This window comes from Rasiella rasia, assembly GCF_011044175.1.
Taxonomy (GTDB): domain Bacteria; phylum Bacteroidota; class Bacteroidia; order Flavobacteriales; family Flavobacteriaceae; genus Marinirhabdus; species Marinirhabdus rasia.
The window spans coordinates 656,296-671,432 of the sequence record NZ_CP049057.1 but is presented as its reverse complement, the minus strand read 5'-3'; the positions used below and the strand labels follow the sequence as shown (position 1 = coordinate 671,432).

Below are 15,137 nucleotides of genomic sequence, written 5' to 3'. Positions count from 1 at the left end.
ATTAAACTAGGCGTTTTTTTCTAACTCCTGCATTACATCTACCAATACTTGCACACTTTCTAGTGGCAATGCATTGTACATAGATGCTCTATACCCACCAACACTTCGATGACCGTTTAAACCATTGATGCCCGCAGCATTCCAGAGTGTATCAAATTGTTCTTTAAGACCATCTTCCAAAAGGTTGAATGTAGCATTCATTTTAGAGCGATCTTCTTTATTGGCTACAAATCCTTTAAATAACGGATTGCGGTCAATTTCGTTATAAAGCAGTGCTGCTTTCTTATTATTTATCGTTTCAATAGCAGCAACGCCTCCATTTTCTTTTAGCCACTCTAAGGTTAACATAGACACATAAACAGGAAAAACAGCAGGAGTATTAAACATACTGTCTTTAGAGATATGAACTTTATAATCTAACATAGATGGGATATGGCGAGTTACCTTGCCTAAAATTTCTTCTTTAACCACCACTAAAGTAGTACCGGCAGGACCCATGTTTTTTTGCGCACCAGCATAAATAAGGTCAAACTTAGAAAAGTCTAGCACACGAGAAAAAATATCGCTACTCATATCACATACCATTGGTATGGATACATCTGGAAACGATTGTAGTTGTGTTCCAAAGATGGTATTATTACTTGTACAGTGAAAATAATCTACATCTGTAGGTATGTTGTAGTTTTTAGGTATATAATTAAAGTTTGCATCTGCAGAAGAACCTACTTCAATCATTTCACCAAAATGTTTGGCTTCCTTAATTGCTTTGCTAGACCAAGTACCTGTATTTAAGTAGGCAGCTTTTTTTTCTAACAAGTTGTATGCAACCATTAAAAATTCTAGACTAGCACCCCCTTGTAAAAAAAGTGCTTTATAGCCTTTATTTTGAAGACCCAAATGCTCTAAGGCTAATTCTCTAGCGCGTTCCATTACATTTACAAAAGGCTTACTTCGGTGCGAAATTTCAATTAATGACAGATTATCATCGTTAAAATTACGTACAGCACTGGCTGCTTTTTCAAGAACAGAAGATGGCAAGATGCAAGGTCCTGCACTAAAATTATGTTTTTTCATGGACGTGGGTTTCAATTGTTGCAAAGATTAAAAAAACTCCTGTGTGTGACACTATAATTAAAAGATAACTATTAACATGATTTCAACTATAAATCAAGAAGAAATGCCATGGTATCTACGCCATCTGCATAATCGTTTAGATTGGGTTTTTGAGCCCTGCCAAAAGGAACGTGATTTTTAGAGACAATACACTGTATGTGTGCTTTTTCTGCGGCTAACAAAGCCTCAAGAGTAGTTCCATCTTTATATGTTTGATAAAATAGTACCGAAATAGGAGAGGAGAACGCTGTGTCTTCTTTAAGAAGCAAAAACTCGTTGTCTAATAAAGGTATCAAGCTCATAAGGTATACGGCCTTGTTGTAATCGTAATTATTCATGTATTTATGATTGTTAATCACGTCTTTCCAACTGTACATTCCATTAAAAAGATGATCCCAATCGTACCCTTCAGGCACATATAGTTTAGACACATTTCTACAACCCAAACCAAAATATCGAAACACATCGTTTGCGAGTGCCTCCATTTCGGCTTTAGATTCGGTACCATCAATAATAGCAACGCTATTTCGATTTTTTCTAATAATACTAGGGTACTTTCCGAAGTAATGGTTAAAATACAACGCAGTATTGTCACTTCCCGTAGCAATAACTGCGTCAAAATCTGGTAATTTTTCCGAAGTAATTGTAATACGTTCTTTAAACGCCGGTTCTTGCGCTATTAAAAAATTAGATAGTACTGGGAGCAAGGCAGCATCGTTGCTAGAGACCTTGGCTATAGCTTTATGACCTGCTAGTAGTACACACAAAAAATCATGAAATCCAACAAGTGGAATATTACCCGCCATTACAATAGAAATAGCTTTTGCTGTTCTTTCTTCGGAAATTTTATAGGGTGATAACCAATTAGTGAGTTGTTCTTGTGTCAATGCCTCACTCCAACTTTTAAAAGCATACGCTAGATTATCATCTGTAAACCAACCGTTAGTGTTTTTTGCACTTACTATGGCACTTTGCATAGCCTCAAAGTGTACTTTGTTCTCGTTAATTGGAGCTTCTATCGCTGAAGTTTCTGAAGCAAAATGCTTTAAAAAAGTACCTAGTTCAATAAAGGCGTTAATTCTTTGTTGTAATTGCATGTTGTATTTGGAGTTGCCGTTGGTAGGCCTTAAATTTGTACAAAGTTAGAAAAAGAAATCTCCTATGGCAATTATAATAACAGACGAATGTATTAATTGTGGTGCTTGCGAGCCTGAATGCCCAAACACAGCAATCTACGAAGGTGCAGACGATTGGCGGTATGCAGATGGTACCGATTTAGAGGGTGATGTAATACTGCCTAACGGTAGAGCAGTAGATGCCACTGAAACGCAAGAGCCTGTAAGTGATGAAATTTATTATATCGTGCCTGATAAATGTACCGAATGTAAAGGCTTTCATGAAGAGCCGCAATGTGCTGCCGTATGCCCGGTAGACTGTTGTGTACCTGATGAAAACCATGTAGAAACCGATGAAGAGCTTCTCGCTAAACAATCTTTTATGCATCAGGAATAACAAAAACCCTACAGAATAAGAACCGTTTCATCACAGAAACGGTTTTTTTGTTTCTAGTAGTTTGGGTTTAGAATATTGTTCGTACATTTCGGTGCTAACTAATTGATTTTTAAATGGAAACAACTACAACTGGCAAAAGTTACAAAGTAGTGAACATTGTGTTTTTTACTCAAATAACACTGTTGCTACTTATGGCAGTTTGCTTTATTCTTGATCGTAATGGTATTACATTTTTTGAAGGCTCATTTGTGTATGTTATTATAATTGGTAGTATTGGAGCGAGCATTTCGCTTCTAAGACGCCTCACTACCGAAATAAAAACAAATGCTTCTGCCGCGACAACGACCAAGAAAAATATGATTACCGTAATTTTTATGCCTATTTTTTACGGTACCTTAATGGCAGGTATAGCCTATTTGTTATTTATGTCAGAAATACTCTCAGGAGACGGGGCAGGAGGTCTTTTAACCACAAATCTATTTCCAAAGTTCACAGAACCAGCAATTACAGGTTCTTTAACTGATCAATTTGGTGCCATGGTACCAGCCGGAATGAAAAACACTGGTAAATTGTTGTTATGGGCGCTAATCGCTGGGTATTCAGAGCGCTTTATCGCAGGGATTTTAGGAAAGTTAGAAAGCACAGGGTAATGTTCTACTAAAAGATAAGACACCCACAACTGCGGGTGTCTTGCATTTAAACGATATTCTCTAACAGTGCAATGTTGTCTCTGAATATCACTTGATTTGCGTGGGCGAATTGGTTGAAATTTAGTCGTTATTACCATATTAAAACTACACGAAAGAGCTGTTAATTATAGCCAATTCATACATAATACTTTACTAAAACCATCATATTGGGTAAGTTGTAATTTAACTCAAGTTATTATACCATAAATTAGGAGCCTATATTTTTTTGTACCTTAGTCTTATGCCGTATTGGGTTCATATAAGTATTTGGGTAGTTGCAATCTATATTGTAATAAGTATACTACTATACTATCTTCAAGACTACTTCTTGTTTAAGCCAGAAAAATTGCCAGCCGATTTTAAATTCTATTACGAAAATCAGGTAGTAGAAGAGTACAATTTAGAAACAAGTGATGGAGCAATAATTAACGGACTGCATTTTAAGGCGAAAGAAACAAAGGGCGTAGTGCTTTACTTAAAGGGAAACAGTAAAAGCATGAAAGGTTGGGGAAAATTTGCGGTAGATTTTACCCGTCATGGTTATGATGTTGTGATGGTAGACTATCGTGGCTTCGGAAAAAGTATTGGTAAACGCACGCAAGAAAATCTTAAAAAAGACCTTCAATATGTGTACAACAAGATTAGAGAGCGGGTTAAAGAGAAATATATCATTTTATATGGCCGTTCATTAGGTTCTGGATTTGCTACTAAGCTTGCATCTATGAACCATCCGCGTATGCTTATATTAGATGCTCCTTATTATAGTCTAGTAAAAGTTACGGGGCGCTACATGGCTTTTATGCCGCTTTCTATCCTGCTGAAATATCCTATGCCAACCTACAAATGGCTTCAATATGTAAATTGTCCTGTACATATTATTCATGGTACTAACGATAAACTCATCCCATTTTCTAGTAGTGTTAAGTTATCTAAAATTAAACCTGAAATCACTAGGCTTTGGCCAATTATTGAAGGCGGACATAAAAACTTGAATAATTTTGAGTCGTATCATGAAATTTTATCACAAATTATTAATATTGAACCTGCAAAAATAGACTTGTCGCTTACCAGCTATAAGGTAGCGCATTCGGCTAAAAGAACTAAGTAACAAACGCATGAAAAGACTGATAAAATTTATTGGAGGTGTGTTAGTGACAGCATTCATAGCTGTACTAGCCGTATATTTTTTTCAAGAACGGTTAATTTTTTTGTCAGAAACACTACCTCCAGATTATGAATATACGTTCGACGCTTCTTTTGAAGAAATTTCGATTGCAACAGAAGATGGCTCGCAGTTAAACGCATTACATTTCACAGTCGAAAAGCCAGCCGGCATTGTACTGTATTTTCATGGAAATGCGGGTAATTTATCTAAATGGGGTAGCATTGCATCGCAGTTTACAAGCCTAAATTACGATGTGTTAATGATGGACTACAGAGGCTATGGTAAGAGTACAGGTGCTAGAAATGAAAAACAGTTATATAACGATGCAAACTTATTCTATAATAAGGCAAAAGAATTATTTCCAGAATCTCGAATTATTGTATTTGGTAGATCTTTAGGTACCACTTTCGCAACCTATGTGGCATCACAAAACAAGCCGAGAAAGCTTATTTTAGAATCACCGTTCTACAGCCTAGAATCGCTTGCTGAAGATAGGTATCCTTTTCTTCCTGTAAAGCAGTTGCTTAAATTTAGATTTAATACGGCGAGCTTCATAGATGGTGTTTCTTGCGGTATTACGATAATTCACGGAACAGAAGATGGAGTAGTTCCTATAGACTCTGCCAATTTGTTATTTAAAAGTATACCCGAACATCAAGGAATAATGGTGCGCATAAAAAATGGCAAACACAATAATCTTGGTAAATTTCAAGAGTATTGGCTTGCCATTAGAAAAGAACTAGCCTACTAGGCAGTTCCTTTAAAACTAGTTATTGTCTTTTTTCTTACGCTCAGCTTTTTTCTTACGCTCTGCGTATTTTTTCTTTTGCTCTTCCATTCTTTTCATACGCTGTACTTCATCACCTTTGTCTATTAAAAGACCTTCTTTACGAGCGCGCTCTAATAGTTCATCACGTGACTTCTGAATCTCTGCCTCGCGTTCTGCTTTCATTTTAGCAATTGCTGCCTCGGCCTCTTTACTTTTTTCGGTATTTTGAGCTACTACTTGATCGTCTGAGTTCTTAACCACTATTGTTTTAGGGGTTTGGTTCTCGGTACCATCTTCCTCTAATTTCATGATTTCTTTCTCTTCCTTCACTTCTTCAACCACTTTAGTGTCTATGGTTGTGCCCTTTGTTACCACTTTTTTAGTAACAGTAACCTTTTTTTCACCAGCTACTTCTTGCGCCATTATGCCGCTAGTTACCATGCAGGCGATTGCTAATGTGAGTGTAATATTTTTCATGTCAATTTAATTTGATTACCGTAAAAGTACGCGATTTATACGAAAGTTAAAAGCAAAAAGCCCTGATTATAATATCAAGGCTTATAGTTATATCTAAATGTTATGGCTTACTCAATACCATCACCGTCAGGGTCTTTCTTCAACTTAGCCATTCCTTTTGGACGCTTCGTTAAAGCTGCGCGACGTTTCTCAAGATCTGCCATCATTTCTTTTTTCTTTTGCTCAAGTGCCATCTTTTCTTTTTTTGCCTTTAAGTCCATTGCCTTTTTAGACATTTCAAGCTCCTTTTGTTGCAATTCTTTTTTGTTTGCAACCATCATCTTATTTTTAGCATTTTCAACATCTCCACCGCCAATTACTTCAGTTTTGTCTGCATCTTTCTTAAGCACTTTTGCTTTTTGGTTTAAATCGTCAGTTCCTTCTACCTCAATAACATCTATTTCGGCATCGGTATCTTCAATGATTTTTGTTGAAATCATATTGTTATCAGTTACACGTACAGTTTTTACAGTTGTTTTTTTCTGTACATCCTTTTGCACCTGTGCATTCATAGACATTGAAGCTATCATTGCTATGGCTATTATACTTATTGTATTTTTCATAATTAGTTAATTTATTGTTTGTATACCAAATATAAGTTCTAAGCTGTTAAATATCTGCTAACACACCCTCAAAGTTTTCCTATTTTTTTAATGAATAGGAACAATAAACACCTTAAAATTTAGCTTTATAAGTGTATATTTGCGCACTGAAAAATTACGTTTATGAAAGCAGGAATTGTAGGGTTGCCCAATGTAGGTAAATCAACACTTTTTAATTGTTTGTCAAATGCAAAAGCGCAAAGTGCAAACTTTCCATTTTGTACTATAGAACCTAACATTGGGGTTGTAAATGTCCCTGATAATAGGTTGGTGAAATTAGAAGAGCTAGTAAACCCAGAACGCGTATTGCCCGCAACTGTCGAAATTGTAGATATTGCAGGGTTAGTTAAAGGCGCTAGTAAGGGAGAAGGATTGGGAAATCAGTTTTTAGGAAATATTCGAGAGACAGATGCTATTTTGCATGTACTTCGGTGTTTCGACAACGATAATGTTGTGCACGTAGACGGAAGGGTAGACCCAGTTAGCGATAAGGAAACAATCGATATTGAACTTCAACTAAAAGATCTAGAGACTGCCGAAAAGAAATTAGAAAAAGTAAAACGAGCTGCCAGGACAGGTAATAAAGAGGCACAAGCCGAAGAAGCCATTCTTAACACAATAAAAGATAACCTCGAAAAGGGAATTTCAGTAAGAGCCATTCCATTTTCTGAAGAAGAACGTACAGAGTATGTAAAACCGTTACAATTTATTACCGATAAACCTGTAATGTATGTTTGCAACGTAGATGAGAATAGCGCTGTAAATGGAAACGCATACGTCGAAAAAGTGAAAGAAGCAGTTGCCAACGAAAATGCCGAAGTTGTAATTCTAGCAGTAGGTACCGAAGCAGATATAACAGAGTTAGAGACGTTTGAAGAACGCCAAATGTTCTTAGAAGATCTTGGTTTGGAAGAACCTGGTTCTGCAAAACTCATTAGAGGAGCTTACAACCTTTTAAATCTTCAAACCTACTTTACGGCCGGAGTAAAAGAAGTACGTGCATGGACTATACCAATTGGTGCTACCGCCCCTCAAGCAGCGGGAGTTATTCATACCGACTTCGAAAAAGGATTTATTAGAGCAGAAGTTATTAAATACGACGATTATGTGCAGTTTGGTAGCGAGGCAAAGGTAAAAGAGGCTGGTAAATTAGGTGTAGAAGGGAAAGAGTACGTTGTGAAAGATGGAGATGTAATGCACTTTAGATTCAATGTATAAGTAACATTTCAACAATAATTAAAATAAAAAGCCTTTCCTCAGTATGAAGAAAGGCTTTTTTAATGTGTTGTCATTCAAATTTAGAACGTTAAACGCATCGCCATCGCTGTATAGTCGTCGCCCAAAAAAGTTCTCCCACCTGTTGGATAAATTGATAGTCCGTCGGTATTTTTTTTCTTGTGTAGTTCAGGCACCAGTATACCAACACCAGCCCCAAGGGCATATCCTAATGCAACATCGGTTAAAAAGTGTTGTCCTGCTTCTATTCTAAAATAACCTACGGCAGCAGGTACTACTGCGGCACCGGTCCAAACCCATATTTTCGCGGGAGAGTCTGGATTAAAGTCGCTGTATACTTTTGCCGTAAAAAATGTGGCCGTGGCTGTTGTTGCAACATGTCCTGAATAAAAAGAGCGCTGCCCGTTATTACTTCTTCGCCTATCTAAATTCGTGTCCCCACTATCATCGTATACGTAGGGTCTACTTCTGTTAACGACTCCAGCTGTAATCGTGTACATAGCGGCTGTAGTAGCCATGCTTTCCAGATACAGTCCTAAATACTGGCCGGTATGGTCATTAATTTCATCATCAAACAACATGGCAAAGGGCCCTACAAACGAAATAGCAAAAGGAATGTCACTTATTTTATTGGCGTTCTCATCATGTTTTCCAGCCGCCCAGCGATCTATAAAGTTTATATTGTCTATCGATTCTTGAAGTCTTTCTGGGGTTCCAAAATTTGCTTCAAATGTATCGGGGTCAATATCATCCTTATTCTGAATTAAAAGAAATCCACCAACCGAACCGCCCAGCGCAGCACCCGTCCATATTCCATCGCGTGTCCAGTCCCATTCGTACGGACTTTCGGATTTTTGAGCATTGACAGAAATAGTGAGTAGAGTAATTGCTAAGAGCAGTAGATTTTTCATAAATGAGGTTTATTTATGTCGAAAATACCATTTCGTACTAGACTTCCCGTCCAAATTAACAACCTCTTGGCGCTATTTTAGAATATCTTTTAGAAATATAGAGTGAAACGAAATGATAAGAATTTTAACTGCGGAAATGTCATTTTCTTAACAATTTGTAGTCTTTAATTGTTAATTACTTTCATAAAATGCCTTTTCCTGTTTTCTGCTGAAATCCTATATTTAACGCTTATTCAGCACGATTTATGGCAGAGACAAATTATACCGAAGACAATATACGTTCGCTCGATTGGAAAGAACACATTCGTATGCGTCCCGGAATGTACATCGGAAAGTTAGGAGATGGCTCTTCTCCAGACGATGGTATCTATATTTTGTTAAAAGAAGTAATCGATAACTGTATCGATGAATTTGTAATGGGAGCTGGAAAAACCATTGAAATCCGTATTAAAGACAAAGAGGTAAAGGTACGCGATTACGGTCGTGGTATCCCACTAGGTAAGGTGGTAGACGTAGTTTCTAAGATGAATACGGGTGGAAAATACGATAGCCGCGCCTTTAAAAAATCTGTAGGGCTTAACGGTGTAGGTACAAAAGCAGTTAATGCTTTGTCTGCTTCGTTTAAAGTAGAATCTGTTCGTGATGGTCAACAAAAAGCAGCTTACTTCGAGTTAGGAGAGCTTATTAACGATGCGGCGGTAGAAGAAACCACAAAGCGCAAAGGAACCAAGGTTACCTTTATTCCAGACGAAAGCATTTTTAAAAACTATAAGTACCGCAGTGAGTACGTAGAAAAAATGCTGCGTAATTATGTGTATCTAAACCCGGGGCTAACAATCGATTTCAATGGGGAGAAGTTTGTTTCTGAAAACGGACTTAAAGACCTGCTGGAAGACAATATGAATACGGCAGACATGCTGTATCCGGTGATTCACCTACGTGGAGATGATATAGAAATTGCCATAACACATAGTAAAACCCAGTATAGTGAGTCTTACTACAGTTTTGTAAATGGGCAAAACACAACCCAAGGTGGAACACATTTGGCAGCATATCGCGAGAGTTTAGTGCGTACTGTTCGTGAGTTCTACGGAAAGAATTACGACGCAAGTGATATTAGAAAGTCTGTTGTGACCGCTATCAGCATTAAGGTAATGGAGCCTGTTTTTGAAAGTCAGACAAAAACAAAATTAGGATCTACAGACATGGGAGGTGACCTGCCCACGGTACGAACCTATATAAACGATTTTGTAAAAACCTACTTAGATAACTTTTTACATAAAAACCCAGAGACCGCAGAAAAGCTGCAACGCAAAATCCTAACAGCAGAAAGAGAACGTAAAGAGCTTTCAGGTATTAGAAAGCTAGCTAAAGACCGTGCTAAAAAGGCAAACCTGCATAATAAGAAATTACGCGATTGCCGGATTCATTTAGGTGATACAAAGAAAGAACGAAATTTAGAGTCTACCTTGTTTATTACAGAGGGTGACTCTGCATCGGGAAGTATTACCAAAAGCCGTGATGTAAATACACAAGCCGTTTTCAGCTTAAAAGGAAAACCGCTTAATAGCTACGGACTTACCAAGAAAATAGTTTACGAAAACGAAGAGTTTAATTTGCTCCAAGCTGCATTAAACATAGAAGAATCGTTAGAAGATTTACGCTATAACAATATTGTAATTGCTACCGATGCAGATGTAGATGGAATGCACATTAGATTGCTGCTTATTACATTTTTCTTGCAATTTTTTCCCGAACTTATAAAAGAAGGGCACCTGTATATCTTGCAAACGCCGCTTTTCCGTGTAAGAAATAAAAAAGAAACTATTTACTGCTACAGCGAAGACGAACGTAGAGACGCCATAGAAAAACTGAAGCCGAAGCCTGAAATTACTCGATTTAAAGGATTAGGTGAAATATCACCCGACGAGTTTGTACATTTTATTGGGGAAGACATTAGACTAGACCCAGTTATGCTAGACAAACAAATGAGCATAGAAGACATGCTTAGTTTTTATATGGGAAAGAACACGCCCGACCGACAGAAATTTATTATTGAAAATTTAAAGGTGGAGTTGGATGCAGTTGAAGAGTAAAATGAGGATCGCCTAAAGATTATGATGAAACGTTTACATCAATTCCTTAATTACAAAATAGAATAGGAAGCTATATAAATGACAGAAGACGAAAATATAAACCCAGAAGAATCGCTTAACCCAGATCAAATCAATCATCAGGATTTGGAGGGAGGCGAAGACACGTCTGCCGCTGAGACCGCAGAAGACTCTGGAGAAACTATTACCCGTATTTCGGGCATGTATAAAGAATGGTTTTTAGATTACGCGAGTTATGTAATACTAGAACGAGCCGTTCCGGCTATTGAAGACGGTTTTAAACCTGTACAACGCCGTATCATGCATTCTATGAAAGACCTAGACGATGGACGCTATAACAAGGTTGCCAATATCGTTGGTCACACCATGCAATACCACCCGCACGGTGATGCTAGTATTGCAGATGCTATGGTGCAGATTGGGCAAAAAGACCTACTCATAGATACACAAGGAAACTGGGGGAATATTTTAACGGGCGACCGTGCGGCTGCCTCACGATACATAGAAGCACGCTTGTCTAAGTTTGCTTTAGATGTGGTATACAATCCAAAGATAACCGACTGGCAAGCAAGTTACGACGGACGACGAAAAGAGCCTATTAACTTACCAGTAATGTTCCCAATGCTGTTGGCCCAAGGAGGAGAGGGAATTGCAGTTGGACTTTCAACTAAAATACTACCGCATAATTTTATTGAATTAATTGATGCTTCGGTTAAACACCTAGAAGGAAAACGATTTACTATTTATCCAGATTTTCCAACTGCGGGAATGGTAGATGTTACAGATTATAACGACGGTCTACGAGGAGGGAAAATTAGAAGTCGTGCTAGAATTTTACAACACGACAAAAATACGTTGGTCATTCGTGAGATTCCTTTCACCACTACTACAACATCGTTAATAGATTCAATTTTAAAAGCCAACGACAAAGGCAAAATTAAGATTAAGAAGATTGAAGACAATACCGCTTCTGAGGTTGAAATTTTAATCCATATTCCGTCGGGAATTTCTCCAGACAAGACTATAGATGCGTTATATGCTTTCACAAATTGTGAAACGTCTATTTCACCCTTGGGCTGCGTAATTGAAGATAACAAACCACTCTTTGTGGGTGTTTCTGAAATGTTACGCCGTTCTACAGATCGTACGGTACAATTGCTGAAAAGCGAATTGGAAATTCAATTAGGTGAATTTGAAAATCAGTGGCACTATGCTTCTTTAGAACGTATTTTTATTGAAAATAGAATCTATCGCGATATAGAAGAGGTCGACACATGGGAAGGTGTAATTAAGGCTATAGACGACGGATTAAAACCGCATACTGCTCATTTAAAGCGCGCCGTAACCGAAGAGGATATCGTACGCCTTACAGAAATACGTATTAAGCGTATCTCTAAATTTGATATCGATAAAGCACAACAGAAAATAGAAGCCTTAGAAGATCAAATTGCGCAGGTAAAACATCATTTGGCCAACTTAATTGAATACGCCATCGCATATTTTAAACGTCTTAAGAAAGACTATGGCGAAGGAAAAGAGCGGAAAGCAGAAATTAAAGTTTTTGACGATATTGAAGCTACCAAGGTAGTGATTAGAAACACCAAGCTTTATGTAAATAGAGAAGAAGGATTTATTGGTACCAGTTTGCGTAGAGATGAGTACGTAACAGATTGTAGCGATATAGACGATATCATTGTCTTCACCCAAGAGGGAATCATGATGGTTACCAAGGTAGATAGCAAAACCTTTATTGGTAAAGGAATTCTACATGTTGCTGTATTCAAGAAAAAAGATAAGCGTACCATCTATAATATGATTTATAAAGATGGAACCAAAGGCGCAACCTATTTAAAGCGTTTTGCGGTAACATCGGTAACAAGAGACCGTGAGTATAACTTAACTACAGGTACTAAAGGTTCTAAAGTGCTGTATTTTACTGCAAATCCAAATGGTGAAGCAGAAGTGGTCACCGTTTTGTTACGCCAAAGCGGTAGCATTAAAAAACTGAAATGGGATGTAGATTTTGCAGACCAATTAATTAAAGGGCGTGCGTCTAAAGGAAACATTGTAACCAAGTATGCTGTTAAGCGTGTAGAGTTAAAAGAAAAAGGTCTATCTACCTTAAAACCTCGCAGAATTTGGTTCGATGATACTGTACAGCGTCTAAATCTAGACGAAAGAGGCGAGCTCTTAGGCGAGTTTACAAGTCAAGATCGCTTGTTAATTATCAACCAAAAAGGTGTGGTAAAAACAGTCATCCCTGAAATTACGCTGCGTTTTGATGAGGATATGATTGTTTTAGAAAAATGGGAACCCAAAAAACCTATCTCGGCAATCTATTGGGAAGGCGAAAAAGAACTGTTTTATGTAAAACGATTTTTGATTGAAAATCCAGATAAAGAAGAATTTATTATTACAGACCATCCAAAGTCGTATTTAGAGCGCGTCTTTACAGAATACAGACCACAGGCTGAAATAGTCTTCGTAAAAGAACGTGGAAAAGATAGAAAAGAGAACCTAGTACTCGATGTAGAAGCATTTATTGCTGTAAAGGGGAGTAGTGCCATGGGTAATCAACTAACCAAAGACAAAGTGCTTGAAATAAATGCTTTACCTCCGTTGCCTTATGAAGCTCCGGCGCCTAAGCCTACCGAAGAATTAGATGTGGTAGATGAAGAAACAGTATCTTCAGACGATACCGTTGCAACCAAGGAAGTTTCCGAAGAAAAACAAGCAAATAACACTTCTAAAGATGAGGAGGAACCACCAGTGGGAAATGACGGACAAGCCTCTTTATTTTAATGGAAAGTAGCCCTAAATTTTGGACTACCATAAAGGAATATGCGGTTCCTTATTACAACCATACTTATCACTCTAATCTTTCTGCAGAAGAGATTAGAGAGCGTTTGCATCGCAATATAGATACCAAAGAAAGGTCACTAACAGATATGGTTTTTAGGTCTGGTTCAGAAAAGAATGGTACCTATAGAGGTACATTTAATGGAGATTCCTTTAAAATACATCGTATTAAACGCGGTAAGAATTCTTATAGGCCCGTAATTATAGGTGCAATTAATTCTTCTATAAACACCACTCAAGTTCAAGTAACTATGCGTTTGTCCTACTTTAATATGATAAGTGCTATGGTTTCAATTTGTATTTTAATATACATTGTTATTGTTGGAGATTCTTATAACGGATTTACAGAGAGTAATTATGTTTTTCTACTCGTTGCTATTTTTGTGGGCTATGCAATTACAGCCATCAGTTTTAATATAGAAGCAACCAAAGCAAAACGTTTTTTGAAACAGATATTGCAACCAATAGAAAAGAATACAAAAGACGATTGGATAATTAGAAACTAACACGGTTAACGCATGAAAAGTTTTATTGCAGAGTTTAAAGATTTTGCCATTAAAGGTAATATGATAGACATGGCGGTAGGTATTATTATAGGTACCGCTTTTAATAGTGTGGTAAATACTTTGGTGAAAAAGGTGGTTATGCCGCCACTTTCATTGCTCACCGATGATGTAAACCTTGCCGATAGAAAATATATTCTGCGTGAAGCCGAAGGGAAGGCAGCTGAGGTTGCCATTGGTTATGGTGAACTTATTGAGGTAATGATAGACTTTCTCATAATCGCCTTAACTATTTTTGTGGTAATTAAGTTTATCAATCGGTTTAAGAAAAAGTCTGAAGATCCTAAAAACAAAACAGTTGAAACTCCTAAAAACATTGAGCTGCTTTCAAATATAGAACGACTTATGGAAGAGCAAAATTCAATACTTAAAAAAGGTAACTCACTATAAAATAATCTCCGGGGGCTTTATTTCTCCTGGTTGTTGGGCAGCAACTTCATGATATTTCTTTTCTAAATCATGGTAGTCTTTTATTACTTTCACCGCAACAAATGCTAAAATTATTCCGAGTACGTTAGAAAACATACTAAAGAGCGTATAATTAAGAACACCGTCTATAGTCTCTGTATCTTCAAGTTTGCTTCCAATGCGCTCAATGATATTAGAGCCAATCCACAGTGCCCACCAAATGCCAATTGTTGTTAGTTTTACTTGATGCGAATATCCCGAGATTTGCTGACGTAGAATGGCGTTGGTCTTAACATATAATTCTTTCATTATTTTATAAGGGTAGAACAAACTAATAATTGGTACAAACCATCCACCAGCTGCCCAACCTTCAGAGTATTCGGTGTGAATGGCTTGACCTAGGTTGTAATAAGCCCTGCGAAACCACATAATGTATACAACTGTTGAGGCAATAAAGGCTACCAAATACATGATTCCTAAAATTTGCTGTCGTAGGTCATTGGCATCTATCGTGTCGTCTCCTATAAACTTTCCAGTTTTGATGTCTTCAATAAGAACGTACTGAAACAGGTTTGAGATTAACAGCACTACATCTAGCGCAAGAACAATATAAATAAAGAGCTGCGCGTTTTTTGCTCGCGCCATATTGGGGCGTAGTTGTTTTATCATAAATTAGGTTG

General features: G+C 37.4%; 15 protein-coding genes. 9 read left to right on the top strand and 6 right to left on the bottom strand.

Annotated features, from left to right (window positions below; genetic code table 11):
- Window positions 1-6: 6 nt before the first annotated feature.
- Window positions 7-1,074 (bottom strand): 3-phosphoserine/phosphohydroxythreonine transaminase, encoded by a 1,068-nt coding sequence (serC, locus tag G5B37_RS03080; protein WP_164678600.1) that lies wholly within the window; start codon window positions 1,072-1,074, stop codon window positions 7-9.
- An 86-nt stretch (window positions 1,075-1,160) separates the two neighbouring features.
- Entirely contained in the window at window positions 1,161-2,210 is a 1,050-nt protein-coding gene (locus tag G5B37_RS03075) for an acyl-CoA reductase (protein ID WP_164678599.1), read from the bottom strand.
- A 64-nt stretch (window positions 2,211-2,274) separates the two neighbouring features.
- Here G5B37_RS03075 and G5B37_RS03070 point away from each other — a divergent pair, with 64 nt between their 5' ends.
- From G5B37_RS03070 to G5B37_RS03055, 4 genes are all read left to right on the top strand, one after another.
- Window positions 2,275-2,625: a 4Fe-4S dicluster domain-containing protein gene (locus G5B37_RS03070; RefSeq protein WP_164678598.1), complete on the top strand. Its 351-nt coding sequence runs from the start codon at window positions 2,275-2,277 to the stop codon at window positions 2,623-2,625.
- Window positions 2,626-2,738: 113 nt separating this feature from the next.
- Window positions 2,739-3,275: a hypothetical protein gene (locus G5B37_RS03065; RefSeq protein ID WP_164678597.1), complete on the top strand. Its 537-nt coding sequence runs from the start codon at window positions 2,739-2,741 to the stop codon at window positions 3,273-3,275.
- A 280-nt stretch (window positions 3,276-3,555) separates the two neighbouring features.
- Window positions 3,556-4,422 (top strand): alpha/beta hydrolase, encoded by an 867-nt coding sequence (locus G5B37_RS03060; RefSeq protein WP_164678596.1) that lies wholly within the window; start codon window positions 3,556-3,558, stop codon window positions 4,420-4,422.
- A gap of 7 nt (window positions 4,423-4,429) precedes the next feature.
- The gene (locus G5B37_RS03055; RefSeq protein WP_164678595.1) at window positions 4,430-5,230 is read left to right on the top strand and encodes an alpha/beta hydrolase; all 801 of its coding nucleotides are present in this window, start codon (window positions 4,430-4,432) and stop codon (window positions 5,228-5,230) included.
- 15 nt (window positions 5,231-5,245) lie between these two features.
- On the opposite strand, the gene G5B37_RS03050 is transcribed toward G5B37_RS03055, so the two are convergent.
- Window positions 5,246-5,725, bottom strand: a complete 480-nt coding sequence (locus G5B37_RS03050; protein WP_164678594.1) for a hypothetical protein — start codon at window positions 5,723-5,725, stop codon at window positions 5,246-5,248.
- A 107-nt stretch (window positions 5,726-5,832) separates the two neighbouring features.
- Window positions 5,833-6,327 carry a hypothetical protein gene (locus tag G5B37_RS03045; RefSeq protein ID WP_164678593.1) on the bottom strand — a complete coding sequence of 165 codons (495 nt, stop codon included), beginning with the start codon at window positions 6,325-6,327 and terminating at the stop codon, window positions 5,833-5,835.
- Between the two features lie 162 nt (window positions 6,328-6,489).
- Here G5B37_RS03045 and ychF point away from each other — a divergent pair, with 162 nt between their 5' ends.
- The gene (gene ychF / locus G5B37_RS03040) at window positions 6,490-7,584 is read left to right on the top strand and encodes a redox-regulated ATPase YchF (RefSeq protein WP_164678591.1); all 1,095 of its coding nucleotides are present in this window, start codon (window positions 6,490-6,492) and stop codon (window positions 7,582-7,584) included.
- Between the two features lie 80 nt (window positions 7,585-7,664).
- Here the strand turns inward: ychF and G5B37_RS03035 are convergent, their stop codons facing one another.
- Window positions 7,665-8,513 (bottom strand): phosphatase PAP2 family protein, encoded by an 849-nt coding sequence (locus G5B37_RS03035; RefSeq protein ID WP_164678589.1) that lies wholly within the window; start codon window positions 8,511-8,513, stop codon window positions 7,665-7,667.
- 245 nt (window positions 8,514-8,758) lie between these two features.
- Here G5B37_RS03035 and G5B37_RS03030 point away from each other — a divergent pair, with 245 nt between their 5' ends.
- The 4 genes from G5B37_RS03030 (at window position 8,759) to mscL (ending at window position 14,439) form a co-directional block, all read left to right on the top strand.
- Window positions 8,759-10,609: a DNA topoisomerase IV subunit B gene (locus G5B37_RS03030; protein WP_164678587.1), complete on the top strand. Its 1,851-nt coding sequence runs from the start codon at window positions 8,759-8,761 to the stop codon at window positions 10,607-10,609.
- A 78-nt stretch (window positions 10,610-10,687) separates the two neighbouring features.
- Complete coding sequence (locus tag G5B37_RS03025; RefSeq protein WP_164678586.1) at window positions 10,688-13,429, top strand: DNA gyrase/topoisomerase IV subunit A; 2,742 nt, start codon at window positions 10,688-10,690, stop codon at window positions 13,427-13,429.
- Complete coding sequence (locus G5B37_RS03020) at window positions 13,429-13,992, top strand: hypothetical protein (protein WP_164678584.1); 564 nt, start codon at window positions 13,429-13,431, stop codon at window positions 13,990-13,992. Before G5B37_RS03025 ends, G5B37_RS03020 begins: the two co-directional genes overlap by 1 nt.
- 12 nt (window positions 13,993-14,004) lie before the next feature.
- Window positions 14,005-14,439, top strand: coding sequence for a large-conductance mechanosensitive channel protein MscL (mscL, locus tag G5B37_RS03015; protein ID WP_164678582.1), 435 nt, complete (start codon window positions 14,005-14,007; stop codon window positions 14,437-14,439).
- Here the strand turns inward: mscL and G5B37_RS03010 are convergent.
- Entirely contained in the window at window positions 14,434-15,126 is a 693-nt protein-coding gene (locus tag G5B37_RS03010) for a DUF4328 domain-containing protein (protein ID WP_164678581.1), read from the bottom strand. The genes mscL and G5B37_RS03010 overlap by 6 nt on opposite strands.
- Between the last annotated feature and the right edge of the window lie 11 nt (window positions 15,127-15,137).

Excerpts from the sequence above, each read along its gene's own strand:
- serC (WP_164678600.1), bottom strand. The coding sequence starts at position 1,074 with ATGAAAAAACATAATTTTAGTGCAGGACCTTGCATCTTGCCATCTTCT.
- G5B37_RS03075 (WP_164678599.1), bottom strand. The coding sequence starts at position 2,210 with ATGCAATTACAACAAAGAATTAACGCCTTTATTGAACTAGGTACTTTT.
- G5B37_RS03070 (WP_164678598.1), top strand. The coding sequence starts at position 2,275 with ATGGCAATTATAATAACAGACGAATGTATTAATTGTGGTGCTTGCGAG.
- G5B37_RS03065 (WP_164678597.1), top strand. The coding sequence starts at position 2,739 with ATGGAAACAACTACAACTGGCAAAAGTTACAAAGTAGTGAACATTGTG.
- G5B37_RS03060 (WP_164678596.1), top strand. The coding sequence starts at position 3,556 with ATGCCGTATTGGGTTCATATAAGTATTTGGGTAGTTGCAATCTATATT.
- G5B37_RS03055 (WP_164678595.1), top strand. The coding sequence starts at position 4,430 with ATGAAAAGACTGATAAAATTTATTGGAGGTGTGTTAGTGACAGCATTC.
- G5B37_RS03050 (WP_164678594.1), bottom strand. The coding sequence starts at position 5,725 with ATGAAAAATATTACACTCACATTAGCAATCGCCTGCATGGTAACTAGC.
- G5B37_RS03045 (WP_164678593.1), bottom strand. The coding sequence starts at position 6,327 with ATGAAAAATACAATAAGTATAATAGCCATAGCAATGATAGCTTCAATG.
- ychF (WP_164678591.1), top strand. The coding sequence starts at position 6,490 with ATGAAAGCAGGAATTGTAGGGTTGCCCAATGTAGGTAAATCAACACTT.
- G5B37_RS03035 (WP_164678589.1), bottom strand. The coding sequence starts at position 8,513 with ATGAAAAATCTACTGCTCTTAGCAATTACTCTACTCACTATTTCTGTC.
- G5B37_RS03030 (WP_164678587.1), top strand. The coding sequence starts at position 8,759 with ATGGCAGAGACAAATTATACCGAAGACAATATACGTTCGCTCGATTGG.
- G5B37_RS03025 (WP_164678586.1), top strand. The coding sequence starts at position 10,688 with ATGACAGAAGACGAAAATATAAACCCAGAAGAATCGCTTAACCCAGAT.
- G5B37_RS03020 (WP_164678584.1), top strand. The coding sequence starts at position 13,429 with ATGGAAAGTAGCCCTAAATTTTGGACTACCATAAAGGAATATGCGGTT.
- mscL (WP_164678582.1), top strand. The coding sequence starts at position 14,005 with ATGAAAAGTTTTATTGCAGAGTTTAAAGATTTTGCCATTAAAGGTAAT.
- G5B37_RS03010 (WP_164678581.1), bottom strand. The coding sequence starts at position 15,126 with ATGATAAAACAACTACGCCCCAATATGGCGCGAGCAAAAAACGCGCAG.